Source organism: Streptomyces sp. NPDC023541 (assembly GCF_055559995.1).
Window position 1 is genome coordinate 262,462 of record NZ_JBVHJO010000002.1, and the last position, 22,870, is coordinate 285,331.

A 22,870-nucleotide genomic window follows, 5' to 3' on the forward strand; every position below is an offset into this window, starting at 1 on the left:
GGGCGCCGCACGAACGACCGGTGGCCCGGCGCGCACTGCGCGCCGGGCCACCGGTCGTTGTCGTACGTCGTAGGGGAACCGTAGGAACCTTGACAGCGTACGGACAAGGTGGGGGCGCCAAAAATGATCACAAAGCCGCGCCGGAAGGCCTGTTCGGGATGTCCGGCGGGTGCCGGAGGTGCCTCAGGCGCGCAGGCCCCTGATCACCAGAGCGGTGACCGCCTCGAACTCCGCGAGGATGGTGGGGGAGAACCATTCCGCCGCGTACTGCGGGTCGTGGAAACGGCCGGTGGCGTCGAAGACCGCGCGGGCCGCGGCCGGCACGTCGGGTGCCGCGAGGGAACCGTCGGCGACGCCCTGCGCGATGATCCGGGCCAACTGGTCGATCAGCTCGGTCAGATGCTGCTCCACCGTCCCGCTGTTCTCGGCGAGGAGCACCGTGTACGTCGCGAACAGCTCCGGATCGTCGCCGGCCTTGTGGCGCTTGGCCGCGAACAGCGCCTCCAGCCACGCCTCCAGCTTGGAGGGTGCGCTCTCGGCGGGGGCCGAGGCGATCCGCTCCAGCACGACGACGCTCTTGGCGAGCCAGCGGTCGGTGACGGCCTCGCGCAGCGCGGCCTTCGAGGGGAAGTGCCGGTAGACGCTGCCGTGGCTCACTCCCAGGGCGCGCGCCACGTCCACCACGGTCGCCTTGGTGGGGCCGAAGCGACGCAGCACCTCCTCGGTGGTTTCGAGGATGCGCTCGGGGGTGAGGGGCTCGGCGGCAGCGGGTGGCATGGGTACGACCGTACCGCCAGCTCAGTGCTCGCTGTCGAGGTGGGCCATCTGCGCTGCCGGATAGCGCTCGCCCGCCGCCGCACCGGCGGGCACGGCCTCCTCGACGGCGGCCAGGTCTGCCGGGCTGAGGGTGAGGTCCATGGCACCCAGTGCCTCGGTGAGGCGGTCGCGGCGCCGGGCGCCCACCAGCGGCACGATGTCCTCACCGCGCGAGAGCACCCAGGCTATGGCGATCTGGGCGACGCTCACGCCCTTGTCGTCGGCGACCTTGCGCAGGGCGTCGACGAGGTCCAGGTTGCGGTCGAGGTTCTCGCCCTGGAAGCGGGGGCTCATCCCGCGGAAGTCGCCCGGGGCCAGGGTTCGGTCGCGGGTGAAGTGGCCGCTGATCAGGCCGCGGGACAGCACCCCGTATGCCGTGACGCCGATGCCGAGCTCGCGGGCGGTCGGCAGGATCTCGTCCTCGATTCCGCGCGAGATCAGTGAGTACTCGATCTGGAGGTCGCAGATCGGGGCCACGGCGGCGGCCCGGCGCAGGGTGTCGGCGCCGACCTCCGAGAGGCCGATGTGGCGCACGTGCCCGGCCTGGACCGCTTCGGCGATGGCTCCGACGGTCTCCTCGATCGGCACGTCCGGGTCCACGCGGGCGATCCGGTAGATGTCGATGTGGTCCCGGCCGAGCCGCTGGAGCGAGTAGGCCAGGAAGTTCCTGACGGCCTCGGGGCGGCCGTCATAGCCGGCGAAGCCGCCCTCGACCGTGCGCAGCGCGCCGAACTTGACGCTGGTCAGCGCCCGGTCGCGGGCCGCCGCGGACGCCGTGCGGAGGGCTTCGTTGATCAGCAGCTCGTTGTGGCCCATGCCGTAGAAGTCGCCGGTGTCCAGCAGCGTGTTCGTGCCCTCGGGGACGGCGTCCAGGTACGCGTGGACGGTCGCGATGGACTCGGCGCGGTCGGCTTCCCCGTAGAGGGCGGACATCCCCATGCAGCCCAGCCCGAGCGGGAAGACGCAGGGGCCGGTGCTGCCGAGGCGCCGCGGGCGGGCCGTGGTCGTCGTGGTGGTGCCGACCGGGTCGGCGGTGGTCGCATCGATGGTCTCGTTCCTGGTCATGGAACGAGAATGACAGGACGGGTGACAGATTTCAATATCTGTCACCCGTCAGTGTCGGGTCAGGCGAGGACGCGCAAAGTCATTGCCGCCGCGGCGACGAGCGCGAGGCCGGCCGCCGGTGCGAGCTCGTAGTCCTTGACCCGCAGGTGGCTGATGAGGGCGCCGATGAAGTAGAGGGTTGCGCCGGACCCGGCGGCCACGCCGAGCGGAGTGACCCACAGGCCCGCGACCAGGCCCATCGCGCCGGCGGCCCAGGCTCTCGGCGCGGCCGGCCTCACCCCGCGGCACGTGGTGACGCTGATGCACCTCGAAGGCGGCCCCATCAGCCAGCGGGCGCTCGCCGACCGGCTGGAGGTCGACCCGAGCGTGCTCGTCGGAGTCCTGGACGACCTGGAGGGCGAAGGCCTCGCAGAACGCCGCCGCGACCCCGCCGACCGCCGCCGCCACAACGTGGCCATCACCCTCGCCGGGCAAGCCGCTCTGGCGAAGACGAACGCAGCCCTGGACGAGGTCGAGGACGGCATGTTCGCGAGCCTGTCGGTCCAGGAACGCGACCGTCTGCGCGCCCTTCTGGACCGGGTCAACACCTCGGCCGAGGACTTCGACTGCGGCGAGTAGGGGCCGCCGTCCGGCAAGGTCCGAAAGACACTGCCCAAGGGCTGTCCCGTAAGCCCCGGTGGATCAGCGCGTGGTGTCAGACGCGGTGCATCGCAAGGCGGAGGAGCGTGCTGATACTGGGCGTATCGGGGCGTTCCGACAACGCGGCGAGGTGCCGTGGCTGTCGTCGTGCGCCCGCCGGGACAGCCCTTAGCCGCGCGCAGACCCCACGGCCGCGGCGGGTCCGCTGGCCTCCTCCAGGGTGCGGGCCGTGCGTTCCGCCGTCCCGCGGGCCCAGGTGCCGCTCGTCGCCGCGCCCACGACCAGGACGAGCAGCCCGCACAGGGTGATGATCCACCAGGCCGGCTGGGCGGCCCCGGAGAAGTCCTGGCCGCCGGCCAGGCCGGCCGCCAGGACCGAGCCGATGACCGCGACGCCCAGTGTGCCGCCCGTCTGCCGGCTGGTGGAGGCGATGGCGGCCGCGACACCCGCCTGGGAGCGCGGCATCCCGGACACGGCCGTATTGGTGATCGGCGCGTTCACCATGCCGAAGCCGAGCCCGAACAGCACGTACCCGGTGAACAGGAGCGGGTTGGACGTCTCCGCCTCGAACAGGGCGAACAGCAGCCCGCTCGCCGCCATCGCCACTCCCGCGATCAACAGGCAGATCCGCGGCCCCCGGCTGCCGACCAGCCGCCCCGCCAGCGGTGCGAACAGCACGGTCAGGCCGGCCATCGGCAGCATGTAGAGCCCCGCGTGCAGGGCGCTGAGCCCCCGGACGTCCTGGAGGTAGAGCGTGTTCAGGAAGAGGAAGCCGGCCAGCCCGGCGAAGGCGCTGATCGCGATCACCGTCGAGCCGCTGAAGGGCGCGCTCCGGAAGAACCGGAGGTCGATCAGCGGCTCCGCGCGCCGGGGCTCGTGGACCAGCAGGCCCACGAGCGAGGCGACGGCCACCACCGCGCACCCCATGATCAGCGGCGAGCGCCAGCCGGCGGCGGGCGCCTCGATGATCCCGTACGTCAGGCTGCCGAGCAGTGTGATCACCAGCACCTGACCCAGCGGGTCGGGGCGGCGCGGCCGGGCCGCCCGGGACTCCGGGATGTGGCGCAGGGTCAGCACGAGCGCCGCCAGGCCGATCGGCAGGTTGATCAGGAAGATCGAGCGCCAGCCCACGGAGTCCACCAGCACCCCGCCGATCAGGGGGCCCGCGGCCATCGAGATGCCTCCGACCGCGCCCCACACGCCGATGGCCCGGGCCCGCTCGGCCGGATCGGTGAAGGTGTTGGTGATGATCGACATCGCGACCGGGTTGAGCATCGCGCCGCCGACCGCCTGCACCATCCGGAAGACGATGAGCCAGCCGAGGCTCGGCGCGAGGGAGCAGAGCAGCGAGCCCAGCCCGAAGGCCAGCAGACCGGCGACGAACACCTTGCGGCGGCCGATCCGGTCGGCCGTGGAGCCCATGAGCATCAGCAGCGAGGCGAGGACGAGCGTGTACGCGTCGATGGTCCACTGCAGCCCCGCGACCGAGGCGTCGAGCTCGCGGCGCATCGACGGGAGCGCGACGTTGAGCACGGTGTTGTCGAGGCTGACGATGAGCAGGCTCATGCAGCAGATCGCCAGGACGATCGTGCGCTGCCGGTGACTCGGCTCGATCATGCGCCGATGCTACGTCCGCCCGACCCCCTCGGCATGCGGGACAATGGGCGGATGACCACGCTCCCTCCGCCTCTCGCGATCGGCCCGCACACCGTGCAGCCCCCGGTGGTGCTCGCGCCCATGGCCGGCATCACCAATGCCCCGTTCCGTACCCTCTGCCGGGAGTTCTCGGGCGGCAAGGGGCTGTTCGTGAGCGAGATGATCACGACCCGCGCCCTGGTCGAGCGCAATGAGAAGACCATGCAGCTGATCCACTTCGACGAGACCGAGAAGCCCCGGTCGATTCAGCTGTACGGGGTCGACCCGGTGACGGTGGGCAAAGCGGTCCGCATGATCGTCGAGGAGGACCGGGCCGACCACATCGACCTCAACTTCGGCTGCCCCGTCCCCAAGGTCACCCGAAAGGGCGGCGGCTCGGCGCTGCCGTACAAGCGCAACCTGCTGCGCGCGATCCTGCGCGAGGCCGTTGCCGGGGCCGGCGACCTGCCCGTGACCATGAAGATGCGCAAGGGCATCGACGACGACCACCTCACCTACCTCGACGCGGGCCGCATCGCCGTCGAGGAGGGGGTCACCGCCATCGCCCTGCACGGACGGACCACCGCGCAGCACTACGGCGGCAACGCCGACTGGGAGGCCATCGCGCGGCTCAAGGAGCACGTGCCGGAGATACCGGTCCTCGGCAACGGCGACATCTGGTGCGCCGAGGACGCGCTGCGCATGGTCCGCGAGACCGGCTGCGACGGCGTGGTCGTGGGCCGAGGCTGCCTGGGGCGGCCGTGGCTGTTCAACGACCTGGTGGCGGCCTTCGAGGGGCGGCCGGAGGACTTCCACCGGCCCACCCTGCGCGAGGTGGCCCGGAGCATGCACCGGCACGCCCAGCTGCTGGGGGAGTGGATCGGCGACGAGGCCCGCGGCGTGATCGACTTCCGTAAGCACGTCGCTTGGTACCTCAAGGGCTTCTCGGTCGGGTCCGAGATGCGCAAGAAGCTCGCGGTGACCTCTTCGCTGGCCGAGTTGGACGCTCATCTGAGCGAGCTCGACTTGGATCAAGCATGGCCGGAGAGTGCCGACGGTCCGCGCGGCCGGACGTCCGGAAACAACCGAGTTGTCCTGCCCGACGGCTGGCTGAGGGATCCGTACGACTGTGCGGGCGTGGGCGAGGACGCGGAACTGGACACCTCCGGAGGCTGACAAATCGCCCTCCGTGGTGCGTGATATACGCCACGCATGGGAGAGGTTTCGCTCAGATGAGCAGATAAGTCACGGGTAAGACTTTCAAAGGGTGGCACTGGGTGCCACCCTTTGTGTGTTCAATACTTGAACGCAAATGTATCGATGATCGCTCATCCGAGCGTGAACAAGCCTCAGTGGCACCCTCTCCCTTCGGGACCTGAACGCTCTTGGTGCTTTCTGGTTACCCCTGAGTTACTTTCGATCTGCTGGCGCACGGGTGGTTACGGCCGCATGACGGCCAAGTGGACGTACCCAGAAGCCTTCGATCTGGGTATGTTCCTGGCCGTCAGGGCAGCCACCGAGCCTCGAGGAGTCGAGACCCGTGTCGGAAAACAAAGATCAGAAGTTCGTCTACGACTTCACCGAGGGCAACCGCGACCTCAAGGACCTTCTCGGCGGCAAGGGTGCCAACCTCGCCGAGATGACCAACCTGGGTCTGCCGGTCCCTCCCGGCTTCACCATCACCACCGAGGCCTGCAAGGTCTACCTCGAGAGCGGCTCGGCCCCGGCCGCGCTGCGCGACGAGGTCAGCGCCCACCTTGCGGCCCTGGAGTCGAAGATGGGCAAGAAGCTCGGACAGTCGGACGACCCGCTGCTGGTCTCCGTGCGTTCCGGTGCCAAGTTCTCGATGCCCGGCATGATGGACACCGTCCTGAACATCGGCCTCTCCGACGAGTCGGTCACCGGCCTCGCCTCCCAGGCCGGCGACGAGCGCTTCGCGTGGGACTCGTACCGCCGCCTGATCCAGATGTTCGGCAAGACCGTCCTCGGCGTCGAGGGCGAGCTCTTCGAGGACGCCCTCGACGAGGCCAAGGCCGCCAAGAAGGTCACCGTCGACACCGACCTCGACGCCGCCGACCTGAAGAAGCTCGTCAAGGTCTTCAAGAAGATCGTGGCGAAGGAGGCCGGCCGCGAGTTCCCGCAGGACGCCCGCGAGCAGATGGACCTCGCCGTCGAGGCCGTCTTCAACTCGTGGAACACCGACCGCGCCAAGCTCTACCGCCGCCAGGAGCGCATCCCCAGCGACCTGGGCACCGCGGTCAACGTCTGCTCGATGGTCTTCGGCAATCTGGGCCCCGACTCCGGCACCGGCGTCGCCTTCACCCGCGACCCCGCCAGCGGCCACGCGGGCGTCTACGGCGACTACCTCCAGAACGCCCAGGGCGAGGACGTCGTCGCGGGCATCCGCAACACCGTGCCGCTTGCGGACCTGGAGTCCATCGACAAGGCCTCGTACGACCAGCTCATGACGATCATGACGACGCTGGAGAACCACTACAAGGACCTCTGCGACATCGAGTTCACGATCGAGCGCGGTCAGCTGTGGATGCTCCAGACCCGTGTCGGCAAGCGCACCGCCGGCGCCGCCTTCCGCATCGCCACCCAGCTCGTGGACCAGGGCCTGATCGACGAGGCAGAGGCCCTCCAGCGCGTCAGCGGCCACCAGCTGGCGCAGCTGATGTTCCCGCGCTTCGACGAGGGTGCCAAGACCACCCTGCTCGGCCGCGGCATCGCCGCCTCCCCGGGCGCGGCGGTCGGCAAGGCCGTCTTCGACTCCTACACGGCCGTCAAGTGGTCCCGCTCCGGCGAGAAGGTCATCCTGATCCGCCGCGAGACCAACCCGGACGACCTGGACGGCATGATCGCCTCCGAGGGCATCCTGACCTCGCGCGGCGGCAAGACCTCTCACGCGGCCGTCGTCGCCCGCGGCATGGGCAAGACCTGTGTCTGCGGCGCCGAGGAACTCGACGTCGACACCAAGCGCCGCCGCATGACGGTCGGCGAGACGGTCATCGAAGAGGGCGACGTCGTCTCCATCGACGGCTCCACCGGCAAGGTCTACCTCGGTGAGGTGCCCGTCGTACCCTCCCCGGTCGTCGAGTACTTCGAGGGCCGCATGCACGCCGGCGCCGACGACGCCGACGAGCTCGTCGCCGCCGTGCACCGGATCATGGCGTACGCGGACCGCGTCCGCCGCCTGCGGGTGCGCGCCAACGCCGACAACGCCGAGGACGCGCTGCGCGCCCGCCGCTTCGGCGCCCAGGGCATCGGCCTGTGCCGCACCGAGCACATGTTCCTCGGTGAGCGCCGTGAACTGGTGGAGCGACTCATCCTCGCGGACACCGACGAGGAGCGTGAGGAGGCACTGAGTGCCCTCCTGCCGCTGCAGAAGAAGGACTTCGTCGAGCTCTTCGAGGCGATGGACGGCCTGCCCGTCACCGTCCGCCTGCTCGACCCGCCGCTGCACGAGTTCCTGCCCGACATCACCGAGCTGTCGGTGCGCGTCGCCCTCGCCGAGTCCCGCAAGGACGCCAACGAGAACGACCTGCGCCTGCTCCAGGCGGTCCACAAGCTGCACGAGCAGAACCCGATGCTGGGTCTGCGCGGTGTCCGCCTCGGCCTGGTCATCCCCGGTCTGTTCAAGATGCAGGTGCGGGCGATCGCGGAGGCCGCTGCCGAGCGCAAGAACGCCAAGGGCGACCCGCGCGCCGAGATCATGGTCCCGCTCGTGGGCACCGTCCAGGAACTGGAGATCGTCCGCGACGAGGCCGACCAGGTCATCGCCGACGTCGAGGCCGCCACGGGCACCAGCCTCAAGCTGACCATCGGCACCATGATCGAGCTGCCGCGCGCCGCGCTGACCGCCGACCAGATCGCCGAGGCCGCGCAGTTCTTCTCCTTCGGTACGAACGACCTGACCCAGACGGTGTGGGGCTTCTCCCGCGACGACGTCGAGGCCAGCTTCTTCACCGCGTACCTGGAGAAGGGCATCTTCGGGGTCTCGCCGTTCGAGACCATCGACAAGGACGGCGTCGGCTCGCTGGTCCGGCACGCGGCCAAGCTGGGCCGGGCCACCCGCCCCGACCTCAAGCTCGGCGTCTGCGGCGAGCACGGCGGTGACCCCGAGTCCGTCCACTTCTTCCACGAGGTCGGCCTCGACTACGTCTCCTGCTCGCCCTTCCGGATTCCGGTGGCGCGCCTGGAGGCCGGTCGTGCGGCCGCCGAGGCGAAGGGCAGCGACAGCCGCTGACCCCGCCTGGCCCCCCAAGGGCCCCATAAGACCGCGCCTGTCCCCGGGTTCCCTGACTGCCCGGGGGCGGGCGCGCCTCAATTTGTTGTTCAATAAATCTTTACGCCAGCAGGCGGTGGACGGATCCCCACCCGTCCACCGCCGCTGTCATTCTGCCGGGCACGTCGGCGCTTCCCAGTGCGACCGACCGCCAGGCCCCGCAAAGCCCCCCACGGCCTTCGCGGAGCGTTTCGGTCGCACCGGAGTGTGCCCGGCGGAGTACAGGATTTCGGTTGTCACGCCCCTGCCGAAAGGGGTTTCAACTGTGGCCGAAAGGGCGTGGTGACCACGTGTGACTGTGTGCATACTCATGGGGCGGGGGGATTGCGGTTGCACAGGTGGGGGTTCGGTGCTGCGTATCCATTTCACTGGAGTGGACCTGGCACGCGTACGGATGGCAGGGCGTCCCGATGCGTTGTGGGAAACGATTCTCAGCTTTCACCGCTTAAGAGACCGGCGCGACGCCCGGTTGTTCGGTGAATGGCGTACGGAAACCCGGAGCAGGTTGAACAGTGAAACACGCACGCTCGGTATGCTCATACCGAGCCGCGGTTATTTCCCCGATTTCCTGACCCCTGTGGAGGGACAGTACGGGTGGGACGTGGGCCTCGACGCGCTGCGCGGGATCCGTCCCGAGCGCATGCGCCGCGAGCTCCAGCTGCTGGGCGCCGGAGCGCCCACGACACCGCGGCTGCGGGACTTCATGGAGGGCGGCACCAAGCAGCTCCCGAGGCTGATGGGCGAGCTGCGCGCCTACCACCGGGCCGCCGTGGAGCCGTACTGGACCCACATACAGGCCCAGATAGAAGCCGAACGGGCGGCACGCGGCCGCGCGTTGCTCGACGGCGGAGCCGACGAGCTGCTGGCCTCGCTGCCGCCCATGCTGCGCTGGCGGGCCCCGGTACTGGAATGCGACTACCCCGTGGACCGGGACGTACGGCTGCGGGGGCGCGGGCTGCTGCTCCAGCCGTCCTTCTTCTGCCGGCGCACCGCCGTGACCCTGCACGACCCGGAGCTGCCGCCGGTGCTGGTCTACCCGGCCGCCGCGCAGCTGGCCTCCGCGCCGGGGAGCGGCGAGGCGGCCCGGCCCGCGGAGGACCAGCGCCAGCGCACCCTGGGCAAGCTGGTCGGGCACACCCGCTCGGTCGTGCTGCGGGCCATAGGGGACGGTGCCACCACCAGCGAGCTGGCCCGCCGGGCCGGCGTCTCGCTGGCCTCCGCGAGCCAGCACGCCTGCGTGATGCGCGAGGCGGGCCTGGTCACCACCCTGCGCCGCGGCAACGCGGTCCTGCACACCGTGACGCCGCTGGGAGCGGCGCTCCTCAAGGGCGGGGCGGTGGCGTCGTGAGACGCCGGCGGCCCCCCGGCCCGGGAGCGGGCCGGGGGGCCGCCGGGACGGCCGTCAGGTGCGGAAGGGGCCCGTCACCTCGTAGGTGATGCCGCCGGAGGAGCTGCCGCTCGTACCGCGCTGGCTGGAGAAGTAGAGGCGGTTGCCGGCGGGCGAGAAGGCCGGTCCGGTGATCTCGGAGGAGGACTGGCCGGTGATCCGCAGGAAGGGCGCCACCACGTCGTCCGGGGTGATCACGCATATCTCCATGTTGCCGCCGTCCTCGGCGACGTACAGGTCGCCGTACGAGGAGCCGGTGACGTTGTCGACGCCCGTCAGCGGGGCGGCGCCGCCGGGTACGAGCGAGTCGTCGTAGGCCAGCTCGTACGTGTTGTTTGCGAGGTTGAGCTGCCAGACCCGGTTGTCGCCCTTGGTGGTGAACCAGACGGTGTCGTTGGCGTAGTGGCAGCCCTCGCCGCCGTTGAACTTCTTGGAGCCGGAGACCTGGCTGCGGGTCACCGTCGGGGAGCCGTCCGGGTCCGGGACGTTCTGCCAGGTGAAGGAGCCGGAGGTGGCCGTTCCGGCCTTGAGGACCTGGAGGGTGCCGGAGGAGAGGTCGCCCCAGGTGGTGGGGACGAAGCGGTAGAAGCAGCCGCTCGTCTCGTCCTCCGTCAGGTAGATCACCTGGCGGACCGGGTCCGCCGCGGCCGCCTCGTGCTTGAAGCGGCCCATCGCCGGGCGCTGGACGGCCGCGTTCACGCCGTACGGGTCGGATTCGTAGACGAAGCCGCGGTCGACCTCCTCGCAGGACAGCCAGGTGTTCCACGGTGTCTTGCCGCCGGCGCAGTTCTGCCGGGTGTTCGAGAGGATCCGGTACGCGCCGGTGACGGTGCCGGAGGAGTCGAACCTCACCGCGCTCGCGCCGCCGGAGGGGTTGATCTCCGAGTTGGACACGTAGATCCAGCCCGAGCCGTCGGCGTAACAGGCACCGCCGTCGGGTGCGCTGTGCCAGGTGTACGAGGTGCCGCTGACGGTCTGGCCCGAGCGGGCGATCACCCGACTGGTGAAACCGCTCGGGAGCATGATGCCGTTGGCGTCGGCGGCACCGAGCGCCCCGTACGGGCCGGCCCCGGGCTGGGCGGGAGCCGCGTAGGCCGCCCCGTGCATCAACGTGCCGCCGAAGGCGGCGGCCGACGAACCGATCACTGCGCCGCGCAGGAAGGTACGACGTTCCACGGTCACTCCTGTGGGAGGAAGGCCCCGCGGCCGGTCGGACGCGGGGTCGCACGCGTCGAGGAACCTAGGAGACGCCAGTTGACGTGGCGCCAAATCCTCATTACGCCCGAGCGACCGGTCGGCGTTCAATCCTGCGGCGGGGATTTCCGCGCGCCCGCGGCTTTCTTTACCGAAGGCCTCCGGAACCCGGCCACATCGGCGCCGGGCGGATTCGCGGGGTCGGACCCGCCTGCGGCAGACGGCGTTCGCACAGCGCCGCGTCCGCGAAGACCCCGTGCCCGGCCGTCCCCGGTACGGGCCGCAAGGCGGGCCGCACCCACCAGTTCCGGCCTGTCTCGGAGGCCGGGGTTTAGGCTCCCCCGCCCGGTGTCCCACCCGGTCAGGCCTGCTGGGCCCCGCGGTGCTCAAGCTGCGTTCACCGCCCTGACCTGCGATGTCGTCGGTCCGGCAGGAAAGTTCAGAAAAACTTCGCGAGCGGCGATGAGTTTTCCCCGGCCCCGCGGTCTACCTCTCGAAAGCACCGATTGAACGCACCGACCGAGCAGCAGAGAGAGGGACCTCGATGTCCGCGACCATGATCTTCGTCAACCTGCCCGTCAAGGACCTGGACGCCAGCAAGGCCTTCTGGGGCAAGCTGGGCTACTCCTTCAACGCCCAGTTCACCGACGAGAACTGCGCCTCCATGGTCATCAGCGACACCATCGTCGCGATGCTCCTCACCGAGGCCCGCTACAAGGACTTCACCCACAAGGAGATCGCGGACGCCACGAAGACGTCCGAGGTGCTCCTGTGTCTGAGCGCCGAGAGCCGCACCGCGGTCGACGAGCTGGTGGACGGGGCCCTGGCGGCCGGCGCCACCGAACCCCGTCCGGCCCAGGACCACGGCGTCATGTACGGCCGTGCCTTCGACGACCTCGACGGCCACACCTGGGAGATCATGTGGATGGACCCGGCCGTGATCCAGAAGCAGGACTGACCGCCGGGCCCACCACCCCTCCGGTCAGGAGGTCGCGGCGGTCCGCACCGGGTAGGTGAGGACCGCCACCTCCTCGTCGTCCAGGCAGCGCCCCGTCTCCAGGTCGAAGCGCTGCTTGAGCAGCGGGGAGGCCACGAAGGGCCGGCCCGCCGCGGCCCCCACCAGACCGCGCGAGAGCACCTGCGCCCCGGTGAAGGGGTCCTGGTTGCCGATGGCGTACGCACGCCCCGCACGGTCGACGAACACCGCGGCCTGGCTCCCGTCGGGCAGCAGCGCCGCGACCCCGCGCCCGGGGATGAGCGCCGACAATTCGCACACCGTCAGCCAGCCCTGCGCCACTTGCAGTTCCACGGTCATCGGACGGCACCTCCTATGGTCAGGACGGCCAGGTCGGGCTTGACCTGGTCGCGCTCGGGGACGAACTGCACGGTCGGGTCGGGGGCGCCGGGCGCGTTCACGAAGGACACGAACCGGCGCAGCCGCTCCGGGTCCTGGAGCGTCTCGGCCCATTCGTCCCGGTAGTGGGCCACGTGGTCGGCCATCAGGGACTCCAGCTCCGCGCACAGCCCCAGCGAGTCGTGCACGACCACGTCCCGCAGGTGGTCCAGGCCGCCCTCCAGCCGCTCCAGCCAGGTGGAGGTCCGCTCCAGCCGGTCGGCGGTGCGGATGTAGAACATCAGGAACCGGTCGATCAGCCGGATCAGTTCCGCGTCCGACAGGTCCTGGGCGAGGAGGTCGGCGTGGCGCGGCGTGGCACCGCCGTTGCCGCCCACGTAGAGGTTCCAGCCGCTCGCCGTCGCGATGACCCCGAAGTCCTTGCTCTGCGCCTCCGCGCACTCGCGGGCACAGCCCGACACCGCCGACTTCAGCTTGTGCGGGGCGCGCAGCCCCCGGTAGCGCAGCTCCAGGTCGATGGCCATCCGCACGCTGTCCTGGACGCCGTAGCGGCACCAGGTCTGCCCCACGCAGGACTTCACCGTCCGCAGGGCCTTCCCGTAGGCGTGTCCGGACTCGAAGCCGGCGTCGACGAGCCGTGCCCAGATCCGCGGGAGCTGGTCAACGCTCGCGCCGAACAGGTCGATCCGCTGACCGCCGGTGATCTTCGTGTAGAGCCCGAAGTCGCGGGCGACCTCGCCGATCACGATCAGCTTGTCGGGGGTGATCTCACCGCCGGGGATGCGCGGGACGACCGAGTAGGAGCCGTTGCGCTGCATGTTCGCGAGGAAGTGGTCGTTGGTGTCCTGGAGGGCGGCCTGCTCCCCGTCCAGGACGTAGCCGCTCGCGCCGAGCGTCGCCGCGAGCGAGGCGATGATCGAGCCGACGGCGGGCTTGCAGACCTCGCAGCCGTCGCCGCCGCGCGCCTCGGGGCGGCCGTGGCCGTCGAGGATCTGCTCGTAGGAGGTCAGCCGGCGGGTGCGGACGATCTCGTAGAGCTCGGCGCGGGTGTACGGGAAGCAGCCGCACAGCCCCTTGTCGGCGGCGGCCGGGAGCAGCTGCCCGATGACCTTGAGGCAGGAGCCGCAGCCGGTACCCGCCTTGGTGCACTTCTTGACCTCGGGGAGGGTGGTGCAGGCGGTGATGGCCTTCTTCGTGACGTTGTGGCAGGAGCAGATCACCGCGTGGTCCGGGAGCGCGGACGGCCCGAGCGCGACGGGCGCGCCGACGCCCGCGGGCAGGACAAGCTGCTCGGGGGCGACGGGCGGGACGCTGCCGGTGAGCGGGCGCAGCAGGCCGTAGGAGTCGGCGTCGCCGACCAGGACCCCGCCGAGGAGGACCCCGTCGGGGGAGACCACCAGCTTCTTGTAGACGCCGGAGCGGGAGTCGGACCAGACGACGTCGAGGCTGTCGGGGGTGTTTCCGTGGGCGTCGCCGAAGGAGGCCACGTCCACGCCGAGCAGCTTCAGCTTGGTGGAGAGGTCGGCTCCGGTGAATTCCTTCTCCCGGCCCAGCAGGTCGTCGGCGGCGGTCTCGGCCATCTCGTAGCCGGGGGCGACCAGGCCGTAGACGCGGCCGTCGACGGCCAGGGCGCACTCGCCGATGGCGTAGACGTGCGGGTCGGAGGTGCGGCAGCGGGCGTCGACCGCGATACCGCCGCGCTCGCCGACGTCCAGACCGGCGTCGCGGGCCAGCTGGTCGCGGGGACGGACGCCGGCGGAGAAGACGACGAGGTCGGTGTCGACGGTGGAGCCGTCGGAGAGCCGCATTCCGCTGACGCGGCCGTCCTCGCCGGTCACGACCTCCTGGGTGCCGACACCGGTGTGGACGGTGAGGCCCATGGACTCGATGGTGCGCAGCAGCGCGGCGCCGCCGCCCTCGTCGACCTGGACGGGCATCAGGCGCGGAGCGAATTCGACGATGCGGGTGGCGAGACCGAGGCCCTGGAGGGCGCCGGCGGCCTCCAGGCCGAGGAGTCCGCCGCCGACGACCGCGCCCGTGGTCCTGTCCTTCGCGTACTCCTCGATGGCGAGGAGGTCCTCGATGGTGCGGTAGACGAAGCAGCCGGCGGCGTCCTTGCCGGGGACGGGCGGCACGAAGGGGTAGCTGCCGGTGGCCAGGACCAGCACGTCGTACGGGAACACCTGCCCGGAGCGGGAGGTGACGGTGCGAGCGGCCCGGTCGATGTGCTCGGCAGGGTCGTCGAGGTGGAGGGCGATGCCGTGCTCGTCCATGAACCCGGCCGGCGTCATGGACAGGTCCTCGGGGGTGCTGCCGGAGAAGTACGAGGTCAGGTGCACGCGGTCGTAGGCGGGCCGGGGCTCTTCGCAGAGCACGGTGATCCGGTGCGTGGTGGTGACCCCGCGCTCGGCGAGCGCTTCGAGGTAGCGCTGGCCGACCATGCCGTGCCCGATGAGCACGATCGTGGGCAAGGGCTCGGTCATGTCAGTGGCCTCCGTCGTCGGTGAGCAGGTGGAACAGGTCGTGCGGTGGTTCCCCGCCCTCCCAGGTGCGGGCGAGGGCGCCCACCGTGGAGAGTTCGCCGAGCAGCACCCCGCCGACGAGGCGGTCGCCGCGCAGGACGACCTTGCGGTAGGTGCGCCGGGTGCCGTCGGTGAGACGGACCACGTCGTCGCCGGGCAGGGCGGTGGTCTCGCCGAAGGCGGCGAGGTCCAGGGAGTCGTCGCCGGTCCCGCCGAGGGTGAGGCGGGTGAGGGCGCGGGTGCCGGTGTAGGGGGCGGAGCCGCCCGTCAGGACCGCGGCGAGGGCGTCGGCCTGCTCCAGGGCGGCGCCGGCCAGTCCGTAGACCTGGCCGGCGTGTTCGGCGCAGTCGCCGATGGCGTGGATGCGGGGGTCGCTGGTGCGGAGCTCGTCGTCGACGAGGATGCCCTTGCGGGTCTCCAGGCCGGCGGCCTGCGCCAGGCCCGTGCGGGGGCGTACGCCGCAGGCGAGGACGACGATGTCGGCCTCCAGCCGGTAGCCGTCGGCGAGCTCGACGCCGGTGACCTTGCGGGGGCCCGCCGCGGCGCCCGGGCGCGGCGCCGCTGCCGGGGGCGCGGCCCCGGCACTCACGCTCCTCGAATGCCGGAGGGGCTGGATTTCCAGGCCGCGGGCCCGGCATTCCGTGTGGATCTCCACGCCGAGTTCGGTCAGGTGCGTCGCCAGCAGGGCGGAGGCTTCCGCGTCCAGTTGGCGTTCCATCAGGCGCTCGCCCTGCTGGGCCAGGACCACCACCGCGCCGCGCGCGGCGAGCGCCCGGGCGGCCGAGACGCCCAGCAGACCCCCGCCGATCACCACCGCCCGCACCCCCGGACGTACGGCCGCCGAGAGCGCCAGGCAGTCGTCCATCGTGCGGAACGCGTGTACTCCGTCCGGGAGTTCCCGCCCCTCGGGTTCGAACAGGCCGCGCAGCGGCGGGAGCACCGCGTTCGATCCGGTGGCCAGTACCAGCGTGTCGTACGGGGCCATCGTGCCGTCGTCGCAGTGCACGGTCCGGTCCGCGCGGTCGACGCGCACCGCCCGGACCCCGCGCCGCAGCACCGGGCCGGGGGCCGGGAGGGAGGTCACCTCCGGCGCGTACCGGCCCGCCAGGACCTCGGCGAGCAGCACCCTGTTGTACGGGACGTGGGTCTCCTCGCCGAGGACGGTCACCGTCGCGGCCGGGCCCAGCCGGCCCGCGAGCCGCAGGCCCGCGAGGCCGCCGCCGATCACCACCACACGCTTTTCCGAGGTCATGCCATGAGGGTGCGCGGCCGCTGTTTCCCCGCCGCATCGCCTCTGTTACCCGGACGGAACGCCGACCTCAGCGACCGGTTCAAGGGTCGGTGAGGCCCTCCTCAAGGCCGCCTTGAGGATCATCACGGCCTCCGCAGACCCTCGCCGGTGCGGACGGCGCCGGCCGTACTGGCCCGCGTACCCCCGGGCGGGGCGGCTCGCGGCGGGGCTGGGGGCGGCCGGCGTGCCGGTCGGCAGTGGCTCACCGCGGTCGTGGACCCGGCCGCTCCGGACCGGGCCCCGGCCCGGCAAAGCTCAACCTTTGCGCAACTTTCCGGCGATTGAATGGTCACTGCACCCGACAGCTCCATAGGGTCGGTACGTGCCTGACATATCTACGACCGTGATCATCGTGCTGTGCGTGGCCGCCGCGGCGGCGGGCTGGATCGACGCGGTGGTGGGCGGCGGCGGCCTGCTGCTCCTGCCCGCCCTCCTGTTGGGCCTGCCCAACGCGCATCCCGCCACCGTCCTCGGCACCAACAAGGCGGTGGCCATCGTCGGCACGGCCGGCGCGGCCGTGACGTACGCCCGCAAGGCCCCCGTGGACGTGAAGCTCGCCGTCCGCATCGGCCTGGCCGCGCTCGCCGGATCGATGGGGGGCGCCGCACTCGCCGGCGGCATCAGCAAGGACGCCCTCCGACCGATGATCATGGTGGTGCTGGTGGTCGTCGCCGGCTTCGTGCTCTTCCGGCCCGGCTTCGGCACCGCCCCCTCCACCTCGCCCGTCAGCCGTGCCCGGGTGCTGCTCGCCATCGGTCTGGCCGGCCTCGGCATCGGCTTCTACGACGGCCTCATCGGACCGGGCACAGGCACCTTCCTGGTGCTCGCGCTCACGGCCCTGCTCCACCTCGACCTGGTCACGGCCTCCGCCACCGCCAAGATCGTCAACTGCTGCACCAACGCGGGGGCGCTCGCGATGTTCGCCTACCAGGGCATGGTCCTGTGGCAGTTGGCCGCGCTGATGGCGGTGTTCAACCTGGCCGGCGGCACGATCGGCGCCCGGATGGCGCTCAAGAAGGGCAGCGGCTTCGTCCGCGGGGTGCTGCTGACCGTGGTCGGCGCGCTGGTGGTCAAGCTCGGCCTGGAGCAGTGGGGCTGACCGGCCGCAGTCGCCAGGGGGTGTCCTCGTCGAGGCCGGGCTCGCCCCGATCGACGAGAGACCCCTAGTAGGTCCCGGTGAGGTGGGCGAAGACGACCACGTTGCCTCGGTAGCCCGTCCGCGGTGAGAACCCGCCGCCGCAGGTGATCACCCGTAGCTCGGCGCGCGACGAAGGGCCGTACACACGGGTGTCGGGGAAGGTCCTGGCATCGTGGACCTCGACCGCGTGGACCGTGAACACCGCCGTACGGCCGTCCGCGCGCGGGACCTCGATCGAGGCGCCGCGGCGCAGCGCGCCCAGGTGGTAGAAGACGGCAGGCCCGGCGGAATCGTCCACGTGCCCGGCGATCACTGCGGTGCCGGTGGCGCCCGGGGTGGTGCCCTCGCGGTACCAGCCGGCGATGTCCCGCCGGTCGGGCGGAGGCACTTCGAGATGGCCGGCCCGGTCCAGCCCGAGCCCGATCAGCGGGGCGTCCACCCGGATGGAGGGGATCCTGATCCGGCCGGGCGGCGAGCCGGGGAGCGGGGCGATGCCGGGGCCGACGACGCCGGCGGCCGTCAGGGCGTCGGCCGGGGAGGGCAGCGGTGGCCCGACCGGCTCACGGGAACCGCTGGTCACCAGCCAGATGCCGATGCAGGCGGCGAGCGCGACGAGTCCCCCGTGGCGGGCGGTCGGACGGAAGTCGCCGGCCATGCGTACCCCCTCCGCGTCTCGTCCGAGGTGACTGGCCGTCGCCCGGCCCCGCGAACGGGGGGGACCTCGCGGGGCGGGCGACGGGGGACGGTACCGGTCGGACCGCGGCCGGAGCCGCGGTGGGCGTCCGTCAGCTCCGCGTGCCGCTCGCCCGGCGACGCAGGAGCCAGGTACCGCCGACGGCGGTCGCGGCCAGTACGGCCGCTCCCGCCGCGATCTTGGCGGGGTCGGTGGTGGTGGTCGTGCCACCGCCCACCCCGGTGTTGACGTGGCCTTGCGGGCCGCGTTCGGTGACCACCAGGTCGCCGGTCGCGAACTTGCCGTTCGCGCAGGTCGCCCCGATGCCGTAGGTGCCGGGACGGGTGCCGCGGGCCACCTGGAACTGCCCCACGACCACCTCCTTGTGGGTGCCCGGGACCAGCTTGAACCGGCCGCCGCCGACCGTGGTGGCATCGCCGTCGGCGTGGCTGCGGGGGCCGCAGGCGGCGGTGTTCACGGTGACGGTCGCGCCGGGGGCGGCGGACTTCGGCCAGACCTCCAGCGCGGCGAAGTCCCCGGGCGCGAAGCCCACCATGCCGAGGTCCGCGGCGGCGACCGCGCCGGCGACCGGGCCGGTGAACGCGACGGCGGTCAGCGCGGTCGCGGTCAGCACGTGTGCGGTACGTCGGCGCATGGGACTCTCCCTGAGATGCGGGGTCGTGTATCCGAGGAAACCCGGCCCGCCCGCCACCCGCCTGCTGATGTCCCGTCAGGTCGGCCCAGCCGCGCGCCGGCAGGGGGTGTTCTCACAGGTCAGGATGGGTGTGGGGCCATCCGGGCCGCCCGCGCCGTCCGGGTGACCGACTGGCCCGGACGGCCGCCGGCCGGAGCAGGGTCCGACACCGGACGGCCGGGCCCACGGGTGCCGGGCGGTTGCGCGACAGCGGTGCGTACGGTGGTGGGGCGCGTGAAGCCGGGACTTCAGGCCCGGCCGCGCGGCGCCGCGCCACAGCCGAGGGAGGGTCCGTGACATCGGTCGAACGGCCGCAAGAGACGACCACCGTTCCGCTCCCGTTCTTCGTGTACGGGACCCTGCGCCCCGGCGAGGTCAACCACGACCTGTTCCTGCGCGGCCGCACCGCCTCCGAGGAGCCCGCCGTCCTCCCGGACGCGGCCCTCTACGACGGCCCCGGCTATCCCTACGCTGTCCACCGGCCGGGCACCACCGTCGTCGGGGAGCTGATCACCGCGGCGCCGGGCGGCTACGGGGCACTGCTGGCCGCGCTGGACCGGCTGGAGGAGTACGAGGGCCCAGGGCGGCCGGGGAACGTCTACGACCGGATCGCCCGCGAGGCCCTGCGCCCCGACGGCACCGCCGTGCGCGCCTGGGTTTATCTGGCGGCCCCGCTGATCGCCCGCGACCTGCGGGAACGAGGGACCGAGATACCCGGGGGCGACTGGTTCAACCGCTCCGGCGATCCGTCCCGGCACTCCCTGCAACCGTGCCAGGAGGTGCCTTGCCGATCATGCCGGGCCGACGGCCGGCATGATCGACAAGAGAGCCCCTAGAGCCCTTCGGCGCCGCGGTTGCGCAGTCGCTGGCCGTACTGCTGGAGGACCCACAGCTCCTCCTGCACCGCGGCCAGTTGCTCCGGCGGGGCCTGCGCGCCCAGCCGGGACAGGGTGCCCTGGATCTCGTGGACCCGGCGGTCGACCGCGCGCAGCCGCACCTGGACCAGCTGGACCCCGGCGTAGACCTCGTCGACCGTCTTCGCGTGGATGGCCTCGACCGCCAGCTCCGTGACGAGGGCGCGCACGGTGTCGTTCGGGGCGGCCTCGCGCACCCGTGCCAGGTAGTCCTCGGTGCCGAGCGAGGCGCCGCCCGCGTCCATGATCGCTTGGCGCACGGCGGCGTAGGGCGGGGCGGTGAACTCGTCCATCCCGTACGCGTCGAAGGCCGGGGAGACCAGCGCGGGCCGCTGGAGGGCCAGCTTCAGCAGCTCGCGCTCGGTGCGGTGGGCGGGGCTGCGCAGGTTCAGCGCGGGGCCGCCGGCCGGCTGGGCGGCGGGTGCCTCCGCGGCCTCGTAGGAGGGCCGGCCCCGCTGCGGACCGCCGCGTTGCGGACCGCCCCGCTGGGGGCCGCCGTGCTGCCCGCCCTGCGGTCCGCCGCCCTGGCCGCGCTCGCGCGCCCACCGGGCGAGCTGGGCGACCCGCTTGACCACGAACTGCTCGTCGCGGATGCCCAGCATGCCCGCCAGCTGGACCGCGGACTCGTGCTGGATGGCGACGTTCTTGATGTTGGCGACGACCGGAGCGGCCTCGTCCAGGGCGGCCGCCCGCCCGGCCGGGTTCTCCAGGTTGTGCCGGGCGACGATGTGGCGCAGCGCGAACTCGAACAGCGGAGTGCGGGAGTCCACCAGGGAGGCCACCGCCGCGTCCCCCTGGGCGAGGCGCAGGTCGCAGGGGTCCATCCCGCCCGGGGTGATCGCGATCGAGGTCTCGGCAGCGAACTTCTGGTCGTCCTCGAAGGCGCGCAGGGCGGCCTTCTGGCCCGCCGCGTCGCCGTCGAAGGTGAAGATCACCTCGGCGGTGGCGTTGTCCATCAGCAGCCGGCGCAGGATCTTGATGTGGTCGCCGCCGAAGGCGGTGCCACAGGTCGCGATCGCGGTGGTGACGCCGGCCATGTGGCAGGCCATCACATCGGTGTAGCCCTCGACCACCACGGCCCGCGAGGTCTTCGCGATCTCCTTCTTCGCCAGGTCGATGCCGTAGAGGACCTGGGACTTCTTGTAGATCGCCGTCTCGGGGGTGTTCAGGTACTTCGGCCCGTTGTCGTCGTCGCGCAGCTTGCGCGCGCCGAAGCCGACCACTTCGCCGCTGATGTCGCGGATCGGCCACATCAGCCGGCCGCGGAAGCGGTCGATCGGCTTGCCGCTGCGGCTGTCCTGGGCGAGCCCGGAGGTGATCAGTTCCTTGTCGGTGAAGCCCTTGCCGCGCAGGAAGCGGGTCAGATGGTCCCATCCGGCGGGGCTGTATCCCACGCCGAAGTGGGCGGCCGCGGCCTGGTCGAAGCCGCGCTCCGCCAAGAACTTGCGGCCGATCTCGGCCTCGGGGCCGTCCAGCTGGTCGACGTAGAACAGGGCGGCCGCCCTGTGCGCCTCGACCAGCCGGATGCGCTCACCGCGGCCGCTGGTGCCGGCGGTGTAGCCGCCCTCCTCGTACCGCAGGGTGATCCCGGCCAGGCCGGCCAGGCGCTCGACCGCCTCGGAGAAGGAAAGGTGGTCGATCTTCATGACGAAGTCGAGGGTGTCCCCGCCCGCCTGGCAGCCGAAGCAGTGGTAGAGACCCTTGCTGGGGCTGACCTGGAAGGAGGGGGACTTCTCGTCGTGGAAGGGGCACAGGCCCTTGAGGTTGCCGCCACCCGCGTTGCGCAGCTGGAGGTAGTCGGAGACCACGGCGTCGATCGGGACCGCGTCCCGTACCGCCTTCACGTCGTCGTCGTTGATCCGTCCTGCCACCCGTGAAGTCTACGGCCGGGCGCGGACAAACCCGTCAGGCCCCCTCCGCCGGAACCAGCGAGGCAAGCGGAACCGACGGGTCCGCGAGGGCCTCGCGGTCCACGGGCGCCTTTGACCTGATCAGCGCCTGGATGTGCTCGGTGACGTCCCACACGTTCACGTTCATTCCGGCGAGGACCCGACCCTCCGACAGCCAGAAGGCGATGAACTCCCGCTTGCCGGCGTCCCCGCGGACCAGCACCTGGTCGTAGCCGCCGGGCGGGGCGTATCCGGAGTACTCCAGGCCCACGTCGTACTGGTCCGAGAAGAAGTACGGCACCCGGTCGTAGCTGACCGGCTGTCCCAGCATCGCCCGGGCGGCGGCCGGGCCGCCGTTCAGCGCGTTGGCCCAGTGCTCGACCCGCAGCCGGGTCCCGAGCGCCGGGTGGTGGGCGGCCGCCACGTCGCCGACCGCGTAGACGTCAGGGTCGGACGTGCACAGCGAGGCGTCCACGGCGATGCCGCCGCCGTGCTCCCGGTCGACCAGGGCCAGCCCGGAGGTCTCGGCGAGCGCCGTCCGCGGCGCGGCCCCGATCGCGGCGAGCACCGCGTGCGCGGGGTGCTCCTCCCCGTCGTCGGTACGGGCGGCCAGCACCATGCCGTCCTGGCCCACGATCTCGGTCAGCCGGGCCCCGAAATGGAAGCGCACCCCGTGATCGGCGTGCAGGTCGCCGAAGAGCCGGCCGATCTCGGGACCGAGCACGGCGTGCAGCGCGGTGGCCTCCGGTTCGACGACGGTCACCTCGGCGCCGTACCCGCGGGCCGCGGCGGCGACCTCCAGGCCGATCCACCCGGCGCCCGCGATCAGCAGGTGGCCGTTGTCCCTGCCCAGGCCGGCCAGGACGTGGCGCAGCCGCTCGGCGTGGGCCAGCCGGCGCAGGTGGTGCACCCCGGCCAGCCCGGTGCCGGGGATGTCCAGGCGGCGCGGCTCGGCGCCGGTGGCCAGCAGCAGCTTGTCGTAGTGCACGACCGTGCCGTCCCCGAGGACCACCCGCTTGGCTTCACGGTCGAGGTGGACGGCCGGCTGGCCGAGGTGCAGCTCGATGTCGGAGGCCGCGTACCAGGACGGCTCGTGGACGAAGACGCTCTCGCGCTCCTCCTTGCCCGTCAGGTAGCCCTTGGACAGCGGGGGGCGCTCGTAGGGATGGTCACGCTCGTCGCCGATCAGGATCACCCGCCCCGTGAACCCCTCCGACCTCAGCGTTTCGGCCGCCTTCGCCCCGGCGAGTCCCGCGCCGACGATGACGAATGTCCGGTGTGCGTCGACCACCTGATGCCTCCTCATAACCTCTACGCCACATGCGACCACATGCGAGCGTCCCGCACTGAGCCTGCCGCGTGAAGGGGGAG

19 protein-coding genes are annotated in these 22,870 nt (G+C 71.7%); 7 read left to right on the forward strand and 12 right to left on the reverse strand.

Going from position 1 to position 22,870, the window contains the following annotated elements; all coding sequences use genetic code 11:
• Positions 1-183 precede the first annotated feature (183 nt).
• Genes ACZ3X1_RS05130 through ACZ3X1_RS05140 form a run of 3 tightly spaced genes read right to left on the reverse strand, consistent with a single transcriptional unit; the run spans position 184 to position 2,120 of the window.
• Entirely contained in the window at positions 184-777 is a 594-nt protein-coding gene (locus ACZ3X1_RS05130; RefSeq protein ID WP_362627672.1) for a TetR/AcrR family transcriptional regulator, read from the reverse strand.
• 21 nt (positions 778-798) lie between these two features.
• Positions 799-1,881 (reverse strand): aldo/keto reductase, encoded by a 1,083-nt coding sequence (locus ACZ3X1_RS05135; protein ID WP_467276754.1) that lies wholly within the window; start codon positions 1,879-1,881, stop codon positions 799-801.
• A gap of 59 nt (positions 1,882-1,940) precedes the next feature.
• On the reverse strand, positions 1,941-2,120 hold the full coding sequence (locus ACZ3X1_RS05140; RefSeq protein WP_467276757.1) for a DoxX family protein: 180 nt from the start codon (positions 2,118-2,120) through the stop codon (positions 1,941-1,943).
• Between ACZ3X1_RS05140 and ACZ3X1_RS05145 the strand changes: the two genes are divergently transcribed.
• Positions 2,092-2,499, forward strand: a complete 408-nt coding sequence (locus ACZ3X1_RS05145) for a MarR family winged helix-turn-helix transcriptional regulator (RefSeq protein WP_467276761.1) — start codon at positions 2,092-2,094, stop codon at positions 2,497-2,499. The two genes, ACZ3X1_RS05140 and ACZ3X1_RS05145, sit on opposite strands and share 29 nt — an antisense overlap.
• A 189-nt stretch (positions 2,500-2,688) precedes the next feature.
• On the opposite strand, the gene ACZ3X1_RS05150 is transcribed toward ACZ3X1_RS05145, so the two are convergent.
• Positions 2,689-4,137 carry an MFS transporter gene (locus ACZ3X1_RS05150; RefSeq protein WP_467276765.1) on the reverse strand — a complete coding sequence of 483 codons (1,449 nt, stop codon included), beginning with the start codon at positions 4,135-4,137 and terminating at the stop codon, positions 2,689-2,691.
• Positions 4,138-4,170: 33 nt separating this feature from the next.
• On the opposite strand from ACZ3X1_RS05150, the gene dusB reads away from it, so the two are divergent.
• The 3 genes from dusB to ACZ3X1_RS05165 all read left to right on the forward strand — a co-directional run bounded on the left by dusB (position 4,171) and on the right by ACZ3X1_RS05165 (position 9,791).
• Positions 4,171-5,331 carry a tRNA dihydrouridine synthase DusB gene (dusB, locus tag ACZ3X1_RS05155; protein ID WP_467277573.1) on the forward strand — a complete coding sequence of 387 codons (1,161 nt, stop codon included), beginning with the start codon at positions 4,171-4,173 and terminating at the stop codon, positions 5,329-5,331.
• A 364-nt stretch (positions 5,332-5,695) separates the two neighbouring features.
• Positions 5,696-8,404, forward strand: coding sequence for a pyruvate, phosphate dikinase (gene ppdK, locus ACZ3X1_RS05160; protein WP_467276769.1), 2,709 nt, complete (start codon positions 5,696-5,698; stop codon positions 8,402-8,404).
• A gap of 388 nt (positions 8,405-8,792) precedes the next feature.
• Positions 8,793-9,791 (forward strand): ArsR/SmtB family transcription factor, encoded by a 999-nt coding sequence (locus tag ACZ3X1_RS05165; RefSeq protein WP_185558549.1) that lies wholly within the window; start codon positions 8,793-8,795, stop codon positions 9,789-9,791.
• A 54-nt stretch (positions 9,792-9,845) separates the two neighbouring features.
• Here ACZ3X1_RS05165 and ACZ3X1_RS05170 read toward each other — a convergent pair whose 3' ends face one another.
• Positions 9,846-11,006 (reverse strand): alkaline phosphatase PhoX, encoded by a 1,161-nt coding sequence (locus ACZ3X1_RS05170; RefSeq protein ID WP_467276776.1) that lies wholly within the window; start codon positions 11,004-11,006, stop codon positions 9,846-9,848.
• A gap of 562 nt (positions 11,007-11,568) precedes the next feature.
• On the opposite strand from ACZ3X1_RS05170, the gene ACZ3X1_RS05175 reads away from it, so the two are divergent.
• A complete protein-coding gene (locus ACZ3X1_RS05175) occupies positions 11,569-11,982 on the forward strand; it encodes a VOC family protein (RefSeq protein ID WP_362627654.1) in 414 nt (137 codons plus the stop codon).
• 24 nt (positions 11,983-12,006) lie between these two features.
• Here the strand turns inward: ACZ3X1_RS05175 and nirD are convergent, their stop codons facing one another.
• The 3 genes from nirD to ACZ3X1_RS05190 are packed head-to-tail and all read right to left on the reverse strand — an operon-like array spanning position 12,007 to position 16,152.
• Entirely contained in the window at positions 12,007-12,339 is a 333-nt protein-coding gene (nirD, locus tag ACZ3X1_RS05180; protein WP_356810400.1) for a nitrite reductase small subunit NirD, read from the reverse strand.
• On the reverse strand, positions 12,336-14,861 hold the full coding sequence (nirB, locus tag ACZ3X1_RS05185; protein WP_356810399.1) for a nitrite reductase large subunit NirB: 2,526 nt from the start codon (positions 14,859-14,861) through the stop codon (positions 12,336-12,338). Before nirB ends, nirD begins: the two co-directional genes overlap by 4 nt.
• 1 nt (position 14,862) lies before the next feature.
• The gene (locus ACZ3X1_RS05190) at positions 14,863-16,152 is read right to left on the reverse strand and encodes an NAD(P)/FAD-dependent oxidoreductase (protein ID WP_467276780.1); all 1,290 of its coding nucleotides are present in this window, start codon (positions 16,150-16,152) and stop codon (positions 14,863-14,865) included.
• Positions 16,153-16,513: 361 nt separating this feature from the next.
• Between ACZ3X1_RS05190 and ACZ3X1_RS05195 the strand changes: the two genes are divergently transcribed.
• On the forward strand, positions 16,514-17,290 hold the full coding sequence (locus ACZ3X1_RS05195; protein ID WP_467276782.1) for a sulfite exporter TauE/SafE family protein: 777 nt from the start codon (positions 16,514-16,516) through the stop codon (positions 17,288-17,290).
• A gap of 64 nt (positions 17,291-17,354) precedes the next feature.
• Here ACZ3X1_RS05195 and ACZ3X1_RS05200 read toward each other — a convergent pair whose 3' ends face one another.
• Together ACZ3X1_RS05200 and ACZ3X1_RS05205 are read right to left on the reverse strand one after the other, a co-directional pair.
• Positions 17,355-17,984 (reverse strand): class F sortase, encoded by a 630-nt coding sequence (locus ACZ3X1_RS05200; RefSeq protein WP_356810396.1) that lies wholly within the window; start codon positions 17,982-17,984, stop codon positions 17,355-17,357.
• Between the two features lie 130 nt (positions 17,985-18,114).
• Positions 18,115-18,657 (reverse strand): hypothetical protein, encoded by a 543-nt coding sequence (locus ACZ3X1_RS05205; RefSeq protein WP_390076855.1) that lies wholly within the window; start codon positions 18,655-18,657, stop codon positions 18,115-18,117.
• A gap of 332 nt (positions 18,658-18,989) precedes the next feature.
• Between ACZ3X1_RS05205 and ACZ3X1_RS05210 the strand changes: the two genes are divergently transcribed.
• A complete protein-coding gene (locus ACZ3X1_RS05210; protein ID WP_467276786.1) occupies positions 18,990-19,532 on the forward strand; it encodes a gamma-glutamylcyclotransferase family protein in 543 nt (180 codons plus the stop codon).
• Here ACZ3X1_RS05210 and dnaG read toward each other — a convergent pair.
• Both dnaG and ACZ3X1_RS05220 read right to left on the reverse strand, forming a co-directional pair.
• Positions 19,529-21,481 (reverse strand): DNA primase, encoded by a 1,953-nt coding sequence (dnaG, locus tag ACZ3X1_RS05215; RefSeq protein WP_467276789.1) that lies wholly within the window; start codon positions 21,479-21,481, stop codon positions 19,529-19,531. The genes ACZ3X1_RS05210 and dnaG overlap by 4 nt on opposite strands.
• Positions 21,482-21,515: 34 nt before the next feature.
• A complete protein-coding gene (locus tag ACZ3X1_RS05220) occupies positions 21,516-22,790 on the reverse strand; it encodes an NAD(P)/FAD-dependent oxidoreductase (RefSeq protein WP_356810392.1) in 1,275 nt (424 codons plus the stop codon).
• Positions 22,791-22,870: the final 80 nt, after the last annotated feature.

Bases quoted from the DNA above. Each gene is read 5' to 3' on its own strand.
- ACZ3X1_RS05130 (WP_362627672.1), bottom strand. From the start codon at position 777: ATGCCACCCGCTGCCGCCGAGCCCCTCACCCCCGAGCGCATCCTCGAA.
- ACZ3X1_RS05135 (WP_467276754.1), bottom strand. From the start codon at position 1,881: ATGACCAGGAACGAGACCATCGATGCGACCACCGCCGACCCGGTCGGC.
- ACZ3X1_RS05140 (WP_467276757.1), bottom strand. From the start codon at position 2,120: ATGGGCCTGGTCGCGGGCCTGTGGGTCACTCCGCTCGGCGTGGCCGCC.
- ACZ3X1_RS05150 (WP_467276765.1), bottom strand. From the start codon at position 4,137: ATGATCGAGCCGAGTCACCGGCAGCGCACGATCGTCCTGGCGATCTGC.
- dusB (WP_467277573.1), top strand. From the start codon at position 4,171: ATGCGGGACAATGGGCGGATGACCACGCTCCCTCCGCCTCTCGCGATC.
- ACZ3X1_RS05175 (WP_362627654.1), top strand. From the start codon at position 11,569: ATGTCCGCGACCATGATCTTCGTCAACCTGCCCGTCAAGGACCTGGAC.
- nirD (WP_356810400.1), bottom strand. From the start codon at position 12,339: ATGACCGTGGAACTGCAAGTGGCGCAGGGCTGGCTGACGGTGTGCGAA.
- nirB (WP_356810399.1), bottom strand. From the start codon at position 14,861: ATGACCGAGCCCTTGCCCACGATCGTGCTCATCGGGCACGGCATGGTC.
- ACZ3X1_RS05190 (WP_467276780.1), bottom strand. From the start codon at position 16,152: ATGACCTCGGAAAAGCGTGTGGTGGTGATCGGCGGCGGCCTCGCGGGC.
- ACZ3X1_RS05200 (WP_356810396.1), bottom strand. From the start codon at position 17,984: ATGGCCGGCGACTTCCGTCCGACCGCCCGCCACGGGGGACTCGTCGCG.
- ACZ3X1_RS05205 (WP_390076855.1), bottom strand. From the start codon at position 18,657: ATGCGCCGACGTACCGCACACGTGCTGACCGCGACCGCGCTGACCGCC.